The sequence below is a fragment of the Luteimicrobium sp. NPDC057192 genome, from assembly GCF_042670205.1.
Taxonomy (GTDB): Bacteria; Actinomycetota; Actinomycetes; order Actinomycetales; family Cellulomonadaceae; genus Luteimicrobium.
Genome location: NZ_JBHUWD010000018.1, coordinates 68,652 through 82,350 on the forward strand (window position 1 = coordinate 68,652; position 13,699 = coordinate 82,350).

Consider the following 13,699-nt stretch of genomic DNA (forward strand, 5'->3'; position numbering starts at 1 on the left):
CCGTGACCGCGTCCGCCACCGCCGCACGCCCGGCCGCGTCGTCGCCCGACGCCCCGGGCCGGTCGCGCGCGCCACGGACCGCCGCGTGGCTGACCGGCGCCGTCGTGCTGCTCCTGGTCACGGTGTCGGTCGCGGTCACGCTCGGCCCGGCGCACCTGCCCGTCGCGGACGTGTGGCGTTCCGTGGCGCAGCACGTCGGGCTCGGCGGGGCCCTCGGGCTCGACCCGCTCACGCCGTTGCAGGACGGCCTCGTCTGGCAGCTGCGGCTCCCGCGCGTCCTGACCGCCGCGGGCGTGGGCGCGGGGCTCGCGGTGTGCGGCGTCGTCATGCAGTCGTTGACCCGGAACCCCCTCGCCGACCCCTACCTGCTCGGCCTGTCGTCGGGGGCGTCGCTCGGCGCGGTCTGCGTGCTCGGGCTGGGCGTCGCGCTCGTGCTCCCCGTGGCCGCGTTCGCGGGGGCCCTGCTGGCGCTGCTCGCGACGCTCGGGCTCGCGGGCGCCGCGGGCGGTCTGACGCCGTCGCGCACCGTGCTCGCCGGGCTGGCCGTGAGCCAGCTCGCGTCGGCAGGGGTGAGCTTCGTGATCTTCTGGACGTCGACCGGCGACTCCTACCAGGACATCCTGTCCTGGCTCCTCGGCTCGGTCGCGGGCGCCACGTGGACGTCGGTCGCCGTGACGTGCGGCGCGACGCTCGTGCTCGGCAGCCTGCTGGCCGCGAGCGGGTCGCTCCTGGACGCGTTCACGTTCGGGGACACGGCCGCTGCCGCCCTCGGGGTTCCGGTCGAGCGGGCGCGCCGGATCCTGCTCGTGCTCGTCGCGATCCTCACGGGCGCGCTCGTGTCGCAGTCCGGGTCGATCGGCTTCGTCGGGCTCGTGCTGCCGCACGCGGTGCGGCTCGTCGTCGGGACGCGCAACCGCCTGCTCCTGCCCCTGTCCGGGCTTCTGGGCGCGAGCTTCCTCGTGTGGGCGGACACCGCCGCCCGGACCGTCTTCGCTCCCCGCGAGATCCCGGTGGGCGTCATGACGGCCGCCGTCGGCGCGCCCGTGTTCGCGTTCCTGCTGTGGCGAGGGAGGGGGCGGGCATGACCGACGACGTCCTCGGGCCGGGCGGTGCCCTGCCCCCCGGCGGTCTGGCGGCCGAGCGTCTGCGCTGGGGCGCGGGCGGCCGGCTCCTCGTCGACGGGGTCGACGTGACCGCCCCGCCCGGCACCGTCACGGGCCTCCTCGGCCCGAACGGCTCCGGCAAGACGACGCTCCTGCGCCTCCTCGCCGGGGTGCGGCGCCCGGAGGGCGGCACGGTGCGACTCGACGGCACCGACCTGCATGCCACCTCGCCGCGCGCCCGCGCCCGGGCGGTCGCGCTCGTCGAGCAGGACGCCACGACCGACCTGCCGATCACCGTCCTCGACGCCGTCCTGCTGGGACGGATCCCGCATCGCTCGCTGCTCGCCGGGCCCCGCGCGTCGGACCGGGCCGCCGCCCTCGAGGCGCTCGACGCCGCCGGGGCCGCCGCGCTGCGCGACCGCGAGGTCACGACGCTGTCCGGCGGCGAGCGCCAGCGCGTGCACCTCGCGCGCGCCCTCGCCCAGCAGCCCCGGCTCCTGCTGCTCGACGAGCCGACCAACCACCTCGACGTGCGCGCGCAGCTCGAGACCATGACCGTGCTGCGCAAGCTCGCCGCCGACGGCGTCACCATCGTCACCGCCCTGCACGAGCTCACGATGGCGGCGCACTCGTGCGACCACGTCGTCCTCCTCGCGGGCGGGCGCGTCGTCGCCGCCGGGACCGTCGAGGACGTCCTCGTGCCCGACGTCCTCGAGCCCGTGTACGGGGTGCGGGTCGACGTCCTGCGCCATCCCCGCACGGGACGCCCCGTGCTCGCCTACACCGAAGCGTGACTCCCGACCCGACTGACCGTCCGACCCGCGAGAGCGAAGGCACCGTGACCCTCTCCATCCCCCGCACCGACGCCGCCCGGACCGACGACGCCCGGCCCCTGCGCGCGACCCTGCTCGCTGGCGGCGTCGGCGGCGCCCGGTTCACGCGCGGCCTGCGCGACCTCCTGCGGCGACGCGACGTGGCCGCCGAGCTGACCGTCGTCGTCAACACGGGCGACGACATGTGGCTCGACGGCCTGCGCGTCTGCCCCGACCTCGACACGGTCATGTACACGCTCTCGGGCGTCGTGCACGAGGAGCAGGGCTGGGGCCGGCGCGAGGAGACGGCCCGGGTCTCCGCCGAGCTGCACGCCTACGGGCTCGGCTGGCCGTGGTTCACGCTCGGCGACCTCGACATCGCGACCCACGTCGCGCGGACCGAGCTGCTGCGCCGCGGGCTGCCACTGTCCGAGGTGACGGCCCGGCTCGCGGGGCGCTGGGAGCCCGGGGCGCGACTGCTGCCGATGAGCGACCAGAGCGTCGAGACGCACGTGGAGCTGGAGAGCGAGTCCGGCGCGTCGGACACCGTGCACTTCGAGGAGTGGTGGGTCCGGCTGCGCGCCGGGGTGCCGGCGCGCCGGTTCGTGCAGGTCGGCGTCGAGGACGCCCTCCCCGCGCCGGGCGTGCTCGACGCGATCGCCGGCGCCGACGTCGTGCTGCTGCCGCCGTCGAACCCCGTGGTGTCGGTCGGGACGATCCTTGGGGTGCCGGGGATCCGCGACGCGCTGCGCGCCACGGCGGCGCCCGTCGTCGGGGTCGCGCCCATCGTCGGGGGCGCCCCGGTGCGCGGCATGGCTGACGCGTGCCTCACGACGATCGGCGTCGAGACGACGGCCCTCGCGGTCGGCGAGCACTACGGCGCCCGGTCCACGGGCGGCCTGCTCGACGGGTGGCTCGTCGACACGGCCGACGCGGGAGCGGTGCCCGCGCTCGGCGACGCGAGCATCGAGGCGCGCGCCCTGCCGCTGCTCATGGGCGACGCCGTCGGCGACGACGGGCTGACCGCGACCGAGGCGATCGCGGCCGCCGCGCTCGACCTCGCCGGGCTGGGGTCGCGGCTCGCCTGAGCCATCGTCCGAGACCCGGTCACACCGCCGGCCGCATGCCGCGCGAGAGGCCGGGATCTGCTCCCCGTCGACGCTCGGGGCCGCGGATTCCGGCTCCTCGGCGACCGCCGGCGTCGATGTTCGCCGGTTGCTCAGGAGACGCGCGCGGCGAGGAACGCCGACGTCCGCGGCCCGACGCCGAGCGCCGCCGCGTCATCGAGGTCGGCCGCGGTGTCGACGTCGCGGCGCAGGCTGGAGCGTGCACCGAGCGGCACGTGCCCGGCCTCGAGGTGCGCGGCCGCGGAACCCTGGCCGAACCGCGGCCGCAGGTGCTCCGGCGAACGTCCGGTGAGCAGCGTGGTGCCGGTCCCGTCGGCGTCGGGCACGAACGCGCGCTCGTGCCCGGAGGCGTCCGCGAGCGCCGCGTCGAGGTCGGCCGGCCGCAGGGCGGGCAGGTCGCCGAGCAGCACCGCGGTCGGCGCGTCCGGGGCCGCGTCGAGGCCGGCGCGCACCGCGGCACCCAGCCCCTGCCCGGGGTCGTCGACGTGGATGACGCGCGGGCCGTCGTCGGGAACGGCCGGGAGCAGCCGGCCCTCCCCCGTCACCACGACGACGCACGCGACCGACGGCGTCGCGAGCACCGCGTCGAGCGTGTCGAGCGCGAGGGCGTCGGCGAGCGTCCGCCGCGCGCCGGCGTCGACGTGGGTCGCGAGCCGCGACTTGGCGTCCGGCCCTCCCTTGACGGGCACGACGACGGTCCACCCGGGCGCGCGTGAGGTCATGCCCTCATTCTCGCGTCCCGCAGGAAGGGTAAGTGCCGGTCTCGCGGCGGCCCACGACCGCGACTCACTGATCTGGGGCCGCTCCGGCGACGAGAGCAAGTGCCTCCTCATAGCGTCCGCCGAAGTCGATCCGCGTGACGTCGTCCCGGTCGATCGACCGCGGCTTGCGGCGCCACTCCGCCTGGGTGTCGACCTCGAGCAGCCGCAGACCCTTGTCGTCGACGGAGACGAGGGAACCGATGTAGCAGATGTCGGGTCGGTCGAACTCCACGAACACCGACGTCGTCGGTGCCACCGCCGCCGCGGCCGTCGCAGCGCCCCGCAGATCGTCGAGCTCGACGTCAGCTGAGGGAGGCGGCCACTCGGAACGGGCTCGCAGGGCCTTGACCGTGAAGCAGTCGGGATCCGGCTCGAGGGTGACGGCCTGGATGTCCTTGAGCCGAAGCAGCGTCCAGCCGTCGAAGCTCACCCGGCTGTCGAGCTTGGCGAGAGCCACCCAGCGCTTGCCGATACCGACCACGAAACCCTCGAGGTAGTCCGCACCCCGGATCCAGCGGCGCGCGCCCACGACGAGGCGCTCGTCCCGTGCCCGCTCTAGCCGCACACGGATCGCCTTGTTGTCGATGGGTGGCTTCGACTTCTTGCTGGACATGCACCCATGATGCCGGTCGGCTGCGAACACCTCGGCGTTGGTCGACCGGGCGGGCACGATGAGTGCAGTCAGCGTCGAAAGGAAGAACAAGAGGCGAAGGATCGCGGAGACGTCGCACGCAGGCCAGGCGCGCCAGGCCTGACGCCCGTCTCCTGGTGCGGGCCCCCGGCTCGGGTCCAGGTCCTCGATCAGCTTTTCGGCCGCGGTCCGGCCACGAGCGCCGGCGCGCCCTCGTAACGTCCATCAAAAGTCGATCGGGTCACGTCGCCCGGATCGATCGAGCGCGCCATGCGACGCACTGCGCTCCTTGCGTGTCGACCTTCAGGAGACGCAGCCGGTCACTCTGGACACGACCCACCATGCCCCCGTCGACGCGACGCCTGCGTCGCGGTCTCGAGGCAGGCACTATTGACGCATGACCGCGCAACTCTGGCTCACCGGGGACGCCGACGCCGACGCGCTCCTGAGCACCGACCCGTTCGCCCTGCTCGTGGGCATGCTGCTGGACCAGCAGGTCCCGATGGAGACGGCGTTCGCGGGTCCGGCGAAGATCGCTGACCGGATGGGCGGGCTGAGCGTCCGCGCCGTCGCGGACGCGCCCCCGGACGACCTGGCGGCGCTGTTCGCGCAGCCGCCCGCGGTGCACCGCTTCCCGGGTTCGATGGCGCAGCGCGTCCAGGCGCTCGCGCGGATCGTCGTCGAGCAGTACGACGGTGACACGTCGCGCCTGTGGACCGCGGCCGACGACGCCGGGAACGACCCCGGCGCAAGGACCGTCCTGGCGCGGCTCGAGGCGCTCCCCGGTTTCGGGGCGCAGAAGGCCCGGATCTTCCTGGCACTCCTCGGCAAGCAGTATGGCGTGGAGCCCGACGGATGGCGCGAGCTCGCGGGACCCTACGGCGAACCCGGGTCGCGACGCTCGGTCGCGGACGTCGTCGACGAGGCCTCGCTCCAGGAGGTCCGGGCCACGAAGAAGGCCGTCAAGGCCGAGGCGGCCGCCAAGAGGAAGACCCGCTGATGCCGCTGCCGTCCTCGATCCCGCAGGGTGCGAAGCGCTGGTTCAACCCGCACGTCATGCCGCTCACGGAGCGGTTCCCGCCGTTCGGTGTCGTCGAGCACGTCGGACGGCGCAGCGGGCGCGCATTCCGCACGCCCGTGGTCGCGATGGCGCGACGGCGGCTCGACGGCGGGATCGACGTCGTGTTCGCGCTGCCGTACGGCCCCCGCGTCGACTGGGTCCGCAACGGCGAGGCAGCCGGTGGCCTGACCCTGGTCCGCAAGGGCGTGCGCTACCGGCTGGGCGATCTCCGGCTCGTCCACGGCCCCGAGGCCGTGGCCCTGCTCCCCTGGTTCCCGCGGACGTTCCTCGGCGCTCTCGGCACCGAGGACGTCCTGCTCGCGCGCCCCCGACGCGCGTCCTGAGCGACTCAGACGGCCGCGTCCCACCAGTCCAGGAGCCGGGTCCCGTAGAGCGTGAGCCACGGCGACGCCTCGCCGGGCGGGACGTCGACGTGGAACCAGACGCGTCCCGGGTACCGCTCCCGCTGGAGCCACGTGCCGTCGGGCTGCCGCGCGGAGCGGACCAGCTCGACCGCGTCAGCCATCCGCGGGTCCCGGCCGCGCCCGTCGAGCGCGTCGGCCCGGCGGAAGTGGTCGGCGGCGCGCAGCACGCTGTAGTGCCACCGGAACGGGTAGGCGTAGGCGTCGATGCCGTCCGTGATCGGCTCGCCCGTCGTCAGACGCCGGAACAGCCCTCGACGCAGGAGGTACTCCTCGCCGCCGTGCCGGGCGGACCGCGTGGCGTCCGTCCCGCGGCCGGCCTCCTCGAGCGCGAGCAGCCCGCCGAGCGCGTTGAGGGTCGAGCTCACGGACGAGCGCACGGAACCGTCGACCCAGGCGCAGTTCCACCCGCCCTCCGCGGTCGCGTGCCGGACGAACCAGTCGGCGATGCCCGCCACGTCGGCCCCGAGCCACACGCCGTTGGCGAGCGTGTACCCGTTGATGCAGCAGTCGACCTCGCCGCCCCAGTAGGGCAGGTCGTCGTACTCCCAGCGGCACCCGTCGGCGAGGAGCTCGACGGTGCCACGCTCCCGGAGCACCTCGGGGTCGAGCCCCCACTCCCGCAGGGCGTTGAGGCTCCACGTCGTCGCGGTCCACGGCTGGCCGGCGCCGGGGCGGGCCTCCGGACCGTGGAAGTCGAAGTCGGCGGGGAAGTACGCGCCCCCGGCCCATCGGCCGTCGTCGTCCTGGTGCGCGAGGAGGCGGGCGCCGAAGCCCTCGGTCGCGACCCGGGCGCGCGTCGCCTCCCAGACGGCCGCCGGCTCGTGGAGAAGGTCACGCTCGACCCGCCAGCGCAGCGCCGGGTCCTGGTCGAGCAGCCAGGAGGTCGTCGTGAGCGTGGTCATCGTCCCTCGCCTCCCAGCGACCGTCACGGACCGGTCAGAGCGCGCTCTCCACCTGCGACTCGGCGTCGTTGTAGCCCTGCTCGTACCCGCTGGTGAAGCCCTCCGAGCGGCCCGCCTCGACGCCCTCGTCGTACCCGGCGTCGTAGCCGTCGTCGTACGCCTCGGCGCTGCCGGTGCGGAACATGTCGTCCTCGGCGGGGCGGACGATCGCCCGGGCGCCCGGCCCGTCCTCCGCCGTGACCCAGGCGTCCGCGCCACGCACGACGGCGACCGGCACGCCGTCGCTCTTGCCGCGCACCAGCTCGGTCGCCGCAGCGAGCTCGTCGGCCACCGCGACGACCGTCGCCGTGAGGGGCCGTCCCTCGAGGTCCGCCGAGCCGCGGAGGTCGTCGAGCACGACGACGCCCGCGGCGCCGATCGCGATGTCCGTGACACCCTGCCGCCACGCGCGACCCGCGGTGTCCGCGACGACGACGCCGACGCTGCGGCCCGTCGCCTGCGCGAGGCCCGCGCGGATCCGCCGGGCGGACGCGTCGGGGTCCTCGGGGAGCAGCAGCACGGTGCCCGGGGGGACGTTGCTCGCGTCGACGCCGGCCGCGGCCATCACGAGGCCCAGCCTGTTCTCGACGATCCGCGTCACGCCGCCCGCGTGCTCGCGCGTGGCGACGACCCGGACGGTCTCGTCGGTGATGGCCTGCTCGCGGTCGTCGGCGCGCACCAGGCGCCCTTCGGCCTTGGAGACGATCTTGCTCGCGACGACGACGACGTCACCGTCCTCCAGCCCGGCGGCGGGGTCTCCCCCACCGTCCGCCGCGGTGAGCGCCGCCACCACGAGGCGCGCGACGTCGTCGCCGGCCCCGACCTCGCCGATGCCCTCCACCGGGCGCACCCACAGACCGCTCGTCGCCATGCCCCTCATCTCTCCGTGCGTCGCAGGGGCAGGCCGTCACCGTGCCCCGCGTCCATTGTGCCGACGTTGTCCAGCGCTGGGCGGGTTCGCGACCGCGGGGCCCGCACCCGGTCAGCGGGTGGGCGCCGCGCCGAGCCCGGGGACGACGCCGTCCCGCGGCCGCAGCGCGGGAGGCGCGGGCCACGGCAGGACGTGTCGTTCGACCGGCGTGTCGATCGCGCCGAAGTCGTCGGTCTGCACGACGACGCGCTCGGGGGTCACCTCGACGAGGCGCACCCGCACGGGCTCGTCGTCGTCGTGGTCGAGCAGCCACACGCCGCTCAGCCAGCCCAGGCCGGTGTCCTCGAGCGCCTCCTCGGCGTCGGGCCAGTCGACGGCGCGCGTGAGGTCGTGCCCGAGGAGGGACACGGCGACCCAGCGGTCGCCCTCGGGCCGGAGCCAGCCGACGACCTCACGGTCGCCGGCACGCCGGTGAGACACCCAGTCGGACGGCAGCATGCGGCGAGGCTACCGACCTTCCGGCCGCGCGCCCACCGGAATCAGCGGCTGAGCTTCGGCAGGACCTCGCGCCCGAAGACCTCGATCCACTCGCGCTGGTTGCGCCCGACGTTGTGGAGGTAGACGCGGTCGAAGCCCAGGTCGACGTACTTCTGGATCGCGGCGCGGTGCACGTCGGGGTCGGACGAGATGACCATGCGGCCCTCGAAGTCCTCGGGGCGCACGAGCTTCGCCATCTGCTCGAACTCGAAGGGAGAGCGGATGTCGGCCTTGGGGAACTTCATGCCGCCGTTGGGCCACTCGTGCATCGCGTTGGCGAGCGCCTCCTCGTCGGTCGGCGCCCACGACAGGTGGATCTGGAGCGCACGAGGCATGCGCTCGGGGTCGCGCCCGGACTCGCGCACGCCCTCGTCGAACTTCCCGAACAGCATGGAGATCTTCTCGAGCGGGGCACCCACGGTGATGAGGCCGTCCGCGACCTTGCCCGCACGCTTCGCGGTCACCGGGCCGCCGGTGGCCACGAGGACCTCGGGGGCCTCCTCCGGCATGGTCCATAGGCGCGTCGACTCGAGCTTGTAGAACTGGCCCGCGTGCTTGGTGTCCTTGCCGGCGAGCGAGGACGTGAAGAGCTTCTTGATGATGTCGATGGCCTCGAACATGCGGTTGATGCGCTCGGGCGCCTCGGGCCAGTACTGGGCGGTGATGTGCTCGTTGAGCGCCTCGCCCGAGCCCAGGCCGAGCCAGTGCCGCCCGGGGTACATCGCGGCGAGCGTCGCCGACGCCTGCGCCACCATCGCCGGGTGCCACCGGAACGTCGGCGCGGTCACGCCGGGCCCCATGTCGCCCGTCGTCCGCTCGCCGAGCGCCGTCAGGACGTTCCACACGAAGGGCGACTCGCCCTGCGCGGGAACCCACGGCTGGAAGTGGTCGGCCGCCATGACGCCCGAGAAGCCGTGCTGCTCCGCGTAGGCGGACAGCTCGACGGCCTCCATGGGGTGGAACTGCTCGAGCTCTGCCACGTATCCGATCGTCAGACCCATGGTGCCGAGCCTACGTCCGCGCGAGCCCCGTTCACGCGCGCACGCAGGCGCAGCGCGAACTCGTCCAGCAGCGCCAGCAGCTCGCGCGGCCGCTCGACGACGAACGGCCGGTCGAGCGCGGCCAGCACGCCGGGGAGCCAGTCGAGGCGGTCGGCCCCGAGCTCGACCCGGAGCCACCCGTCACCGCTCCCCGGCGCGTCGGCACGGACCCGCGCGACCGACGCCGGCAGGAACCGGCGGACCTCCGGCTCCGTGGCCCGGACCCGCACCCGGACCTCGTACCGGTAGCCCGCGCCCTGCAGCTCCTCGAGCCGTGCGACGGCGTCGTACCCGGAAGGCGGGCGGAAGCGCCCCGCGAGCGTTCGCGCCCGCTCGACCCGGTCGAGGCGGAACGTCCGCTCGGCCCCGCGGTCGAGCGCGAGCCCGGTGAGGTACCACCGTCCGGCGCGCCGCACGAGGCCGTACGGGTGGACGACGCGCGGCGCCGGGCCGGCCGGCTCGCCGCGGCGCCGGTGCACGATCTCCAGGGGGCGGTGTTCACGGACCGCGTCCGCGACGGTCAGCAGGACCGTGGCCGCCACCGGCTCGTCGGCGTCGTCGGGCACGACGGCCGCCGCGAGCACCGACGCGAGCCGGTCGGCGGACGGGGCCGGGAGCACGCGCTGGATCTTGGCCGCTGCCGTGGCCGCCGGCACGTCCGACTCGTCGCGGCCCCCCGCCACGGCGAGCGCGACGACCACCGCGAGCCCCTCGTCGTCGGTGAGCATGAGCGGCGGGAGCCGGTAGCCCGGCCCGAGCCGGTACCCGCCGTAGCGGCCGCGGACGGACTCGACGGGGACCCCCGCGTCGAGCAGGCGGACGACGTCACGGCGCACCGTGCGCTCGTCGACGCCGAGCCGCTGCGCGAGCTCGCGCCGCCCCCGCAGGCCGCCCGACTCCAGGAGGTCGAGAAGCGCGAGCATCCGTACGCCCGTCCCGGTCCCCGTTCCCGTTCCCGTCATGACCTCCTCCGCCCAAGTGGACCGTTCTTGTCCCCTATCTTTCCTAGCGTGGAGGCGAAGCGCACGGGACCCTCGTGCGCCCGACCACCGGAGGCCACCCGTGAACCTGTCCGCCACCCGCATCGTCACCGACGACGTCGACCGCCTGGTCGCCTTCTACGAGACCGTGACGGGGACCGCACCCACCCGCCTGCACGAGCTGTTCGCGGAGCTCCGCACCCCCACCGGGACCCTCGCGATCGCCAGCTCGCGGACGGTTCCTGCGATGGGTCCCGGGGTCGCCGAGGCCCGAGCGAACCGGTCGGTCCTGCTCGACTTCCTCGTCGACGACGTGGACGCCGCGTACGCCCGGCTGCGCCCCGTCCTCACGGACGTCGTGCGCGAGCCCGCGGACATGCCGTGGGGCAACCGCTCGTTGCTGCTCCGCGACCCCGACGGCAACCTCGTCAACGTCTTCACCCCGTCGACCGACGCCGCCCGGAGCCGGTCCGTCCCGGCGTCCTGAGCGCGTCGCCCCGCCCGACGCGCGGCGGCGGGCGGGGCGACGGATCGGGGCCCGGGACGTCGTCGAGGGGGGTGCCCGGATCTGAAAGAATGCAGGACATGACAGACCTCGACCCGACGTCCCCCCGTCCCGACGCCCCCGCACCGACCGTGGCCGCCACGGTAGGCGAGGGCGCCGTCGTAGACGCGGTGGTGCGGGGCGTACCGGACCGGGTCAGCGTCGACGGCCTCGAGGACAAGCTCGGTGGCCGCTGGCGCGAGGAGGGCACCTACGACTTCGACCGGTCCGCGACACGCGACCAGGTCTTCTCGATCGACACCCCGCCGCCGACGGTCTCGGGCTCGCTGCACGTGGGCCACGTCTTCAGCTACACGCACACCGACCTCGTGGCGCGCTACCAGCGCATGCAGGGCCGCGAGGTCTTCTACCCGATGGGCTGGGACGACAACGGCCTGCCCACCGAGCGCCGCGTGCAGAACTACTACGGCGTGCGCTGCGACCCGTCGCTGCCCTACGTCGAGGGCTACGAGCCGCCGCAGCAGGGCGACGCGTCGACCGGCAAGGGCCGCGCCGCGGACCAGCAGCCCGTCTCGCGCCGCAACTTCGTCGAGCTGTGCGAGCGCCTGACGTCCGAGGACGAGAAGCAGTTCGAGGCGCTGTGGCGCCACCTCGGGCTCTCGGTGGACTGGGCGCAGCACTACCAGACCGTCGGCCGCTCCTCGCAGCGCGTCGCCCAGACGGCGTTCCTGCGCAACCTCGCCCGCGGGGAGGCGTACCAGGCCCAGGCCCCCGGCCTGTGGGACGTGACGTTCCAGACGGCGGTCGCGCAGGCCGAGCTCGAGGCGCGCGACTACCCGGGCTTCTTCCACAAGATCACCTTCCACGCCCCGGATGGCGCGACGGTCGAGATCGAGACGACGCGCCCCGAGCTGCTGCCGGCGTGCGTGGCCCTCATCGCCCACCCGGACGACGAGCGGTACCAGCACCTGTTCGGCACCACCGTGCGGACCCCGCTGTTCGACGTCGAGGTCCCCGTGCTCGCGCACCCGGCCGCGGAGCCCGACAAGGGCGCGGGCATCGCCATGTGCTGCACCTTCGGCGACCTCACCGACGTGCAGTGGTGGCGCGAGCTCCAGCTCCCCACGCGCTCGATCGTGCGCCGCGACGGCCGCGTCGTCGAGGACACGCCGGACTGGGTCACGGCCGAGGCCGGCCGAGCCCTGTACGCGGAGCTCGCCGGCAAGACGACCTTCTCCGCACGCACGGCCGTCGTGGACGCGCTGCGGGCGAGCGGCGACCTCGTGGGCGAGCCGGTCGCCACGCAGCGCAAGGCCAACTTCTACGAGAAGGGCGACAAGCCCCTCGAGATCGTCACGAGCCGCCAGTGGTACATCCGCAACGGCGGGCGCGAGTGGCTCTCCCCCGAGGGCGAGCCCGTGCGTGACCTGCGCGCGGAGCTCCTGGCGCGCGGCGACGAGCTCGGCTTCCACCCCGACTTCATGCGGGTGCGCTACGAGAACTGGGTCAAGGGCCTCAACGGTGACTGGCTGATCTCGCGCCAGCGCTTCTTCGGCGTGCCGATCCCCGTCTGGTACCCCGTGGGCGACGACGGCGAGCCCCGCTGGGACGCCCCGATCGTCCCGAGCGAGGCGCAGCTCCCCGTCGACCCGTCGGCCGACGTGCCCGACGGGTACACCGAGGACCAGCGCGGTGCGGCCGGCGGCTTCGTGGGCGACCCGGACATCATGGACACCTGGGCCACGAGCTCGCTGACGCCGCAGATCGCGGGCGGCTGGCTCGAGGACCCCGAGCTCTTCGAGCGCGTGTTCCCGATGGACCTGCGTCCGCAGGGCCAGGACATCATCCGCACGTGGCTCTTCTCGACCGTGGTCCGCTCGCACCTCGAGTTCGGCACGCTGCCGTGGAAGAACGCCGCCATCAGCGGCTGGATCCTCGACCCCGACCGCAAGAAGATGTCGAAGTCCAAGGGCAACGTCGTCACGCCCATGAGCCTGCTCGAGGAGCACGGCTCCGACGCGGTGCGGTACTGGGCGGCGTCCGCGCGGCTCGGCACCGACGCGGCGTTCGAGGTCGGCCAGATGAAGATCGGCCGCCGCCTCGCCATCAAGATCCTCAACGCGAGCAAGTTCGCGCTGTCGTTCGGGGCCGCCCAGGGCGAGGACGGCGCAGAGGCGACGCACACCGTGTCGCTCGACCCGGCGCTCGTCACCGTCGAGCTCGACCGCGCGATGCTGACCGGGCTCGCGGCCGTCGTCGAGCAGGCCACCGAGGCGTTCGAGGCGTATGACCACACGCGCGCTCTCGAGATCACCGAGACGTTCTTCTGGACGTTCTGCGACGACTACCTCGAGCTCGTCAAGGACCGCGCGTACGGCGCCGGCGCGACGACCGCCGACGCGACCGCCGAGACCGCCTCCGCGCGTGCCGCGCTCGCGATCGCCCTCGACACGCTCCTGCGCCTCTTCGCGCCGTTCGTGCCGTTCGCGACCGAAGAGGTCTGGTCGTGGTGGCGGGCGGGCTCCATCCACCGCGCGTCGTGGCCGGCGGCCGCGCCGCTGCGCGAGGCCGCCGCCGACGCCGACCCGCGCGTACTCACCGCCGCGGGCCACGCCCTCGCCGCGCTGCGCAAGGTCAAGTCCGAGGCCAAGGTCTCGATGCGGGTGCCGATCCTCGCGGCCACCGTCGCCGTGCCCGCTGAGCTCCAGCCGGGCGTGCGTTCCGCCGTCGACGACGTCCGCGGCGCCGGGCGTGTCACCGGCCCGCTCGAGCTCGTCGAGCCCGCCGAGGGCCAGGGCGACCCGGCCGTGCAGGGTGGCATCGTCGTGGTGAGCTCGGAGCTGGGAGAGCCGGAGCCCAAGAAGCCGCGCGCCTGAGCTGTCGGAGCCCCCGCGTCGGCCGTCGGC

The 13,699-nt window shown here is 74.5% G+C and carries 14 protein-coding genes; 7 read left to right on the forward strand and 7 right to left on the reverse strand.

Annotated elements, in window-relative coordinates; genetic code table 11:
- Positions 1–2: 2 nt before the first annotated feature.
- The 3 genes from ACFT5B_RS10380 to cofD all read left to right on the forward strand — a co-directional run bounded on the left by ACFT5B_RS10380 (position 3) and on the right by cofD (position 3,003).
- Positions 3–1,085, forward strand: coding sequence for a putative F420-0 ABC transporter permease subunit (locus ACFT5B_RS10380; RefSeq protein WP_386797926.1), 1,083 nt, complete (start codon positions 3–5; stop codon positions 1,083–1,085).
- Positions 1,082–1,897, forward strand: a complete 816-nt coding sequence (locus tag ACFT5B_RS10385) for a putative F420-0 ABC transporter ATP-binding protein (RefSeq protein ID WP_386797927.1) — start codon at positions 1,082–1,084, stop codon at positions 1,895–1,897. Before ACFT5B_RS10380 ends, ACFT5B_RS10385 begins: the two co-directional genes overlap by 4 nt.
- Positions 1,898–1,995: 98 nt before the next feature.
- Positions 1,996–3,003, forward strand: a complete 1,008-nt coding sequence (cofD, locus tag ACFT5B_RS10390; RefSeq protein WP_386797940.1) for a 2-phospho-L-lactate transferase — start codon at positions 1,996–1,998, stop codon at positions 3,001–3,003.
- Positions 3,004–3,134: 131 nt separating this feature from the next.
- On the opposite strand, the gene cofC is transcribed toward cofD, so the two are convergent.
- On the reverse strand, positions 3,135–3,764 hold the full coding sequence (gene cofC / locus ACFT5B_RS10395) for a 2-phospho-L-lactate guanylyltransferase (protein ID WP_386797928.1): 630 nt from the start codon (positions 3,762–3,764) through the stop codon (positions 3,135–3,137).
- Positions 3,765–3,828: 64 nt separating this feature from the next.
- Complete coding sequence (locus ACFT5B_RS10400; RefSeq protein ID WP_386797929.1) at positions 3,829–4,416, reverse strand: hypothetical protein; 588 nt, start codon at positions 4,414–4,416, stop codon at positions 3,829–3,831.
- Positions 4,417–4,831: 415 nt separating this feature from the next.
- Between ACFT5B_RS10400 and ACFT5B_RS10405 the strand changes: the two genes are divergently transcribed.
- Positions 4,832–5,434: an HhH-GPD-type base excision DNA repair protein gene (locus tag ACFT5B_RS10405; protein WP_386797930.1), complete on the forward strand. Its 603-nt coding sequence runs from the start codon at positions 4,832–4,834 to the stop codon at positions 5,432–5,434.
- On the forward strand, positions 5,434–5,838 hold the full coding sequence (locus ACFT5B_RS10410; RefSeq protein WP_386797931.1) for a nitroreductase family deazaflavin-dependent oxidoreductase: 405 nt from the start codon (positions 5,434–5,436) through the stop codon (positions 5,836–5,838). Before ACFT5B_RS10405 ends, ACFT5B_RS10410 begins: the two co-directional genes overlap by 1 nt.
- Positions 5,839–5,843: 5 nt before the next feature.
- On the opposite strand, the gene ACFT5B_RS10415 is transcribed toward ACFT5B_RS10410, so the two are convergent.
- The 5 genes from ACFT5B_RS10415 to ACFT5B_RS10435 form a co-directional block, all read right to left on the reverse strand.
- Positions 5,844–6,821, reverse strand: a complete 978-nt coding sequence (locus ACFT5B_RS10415) for a squalene cyclase (protein WP_386797932.1) — start codon at positions 6,819–6,821, stop codon at positions 5,844–5,846.
- Positions 6,822–6,855: 34 nt separating this feature from the next.
- Positions 6,856–7,731, reverse strand: a complete 876-nt coding sequence (cofE, locus tag ACFT5B_RS10420) for a coenzyme F420-0:L-glutamate ligase (RefSeq protein ID WP_386797933.1) — start codon at positions 7,729–7,731, stop codon at positions 6,856–6,858.
- A gap of 111 nt (positions 7,732–7,842) precedes the next feature.
- Positions 7,843–8,229: a hypothetical protein gene (locus ACFT5B_RS10425; protein WP_386797934.1), complete on the reverse strand. Its 387-nt coding sequence runs from the start codon at positions 8,227–8,229 to the stop codon at positions 7,843–7,845.
- A gap of 41 nt (positions 8,230–8,270) precedes the next feature.
- Entirely contained in the window at positions 8,271–9,269 is a 999-nt protein-coding gene (locus ACFT5B_RS10430) for a TIGR03557 family F420-dependent LLM class oxidoreductase (RefSeq protein ID WP_386797935.1), read from the reverse strand.
- Complete coding sequence (locus tag ACFT5B_RS10435) at positions 9,260–10,270, reverse strand: helix-turn-helix transcriptional regulator (RefSeq protein ID WP_386797936.1); 1,011 nt, start codon at positions 10,268–10,270, stop codon at positions 9,260–9,262. Before ACFT5B_RS10435 ends, ACFT5B_RS10430 begins: the two co-directional genes overlap by 10 nt.
- Before the next feature lie 100 nt (positions 10,271–10,370).
- On the opposite strand from ACFT5B_RS10435, the gene ACFT5B_RS10440 reads away from it, so the two are divergent.
- Both ACFT5B_RS10440 and valS read left to right on the forward strand, forming a co-directional pair.
- On the forward strand, positions 10,371–10,775 hold the full coding sequence (locus ACFT5B_RS10440) for a VOC family protein (RefSeq protein WP_386797937.1): 405 nt from the start codon (positions 10,371–10,373) through the stop codon (positions 10,773–10,775).
- Positions 10,776–10,873: 98 nt separating this feature from the next.
- Positions 10,874–13,669: a valine--tRNA ligase gene (gene valS, locus ACFT5B_RS10445; protein WP_386797938.1), complete on the forward strand. Its 2,796-nt coding sequence runs from the start codon at positions 10,874–10,876 to the stop codon at positions 13,667–13,669.
- Positions 13,670–13,699: the final 30 nt, after the last annotated feature.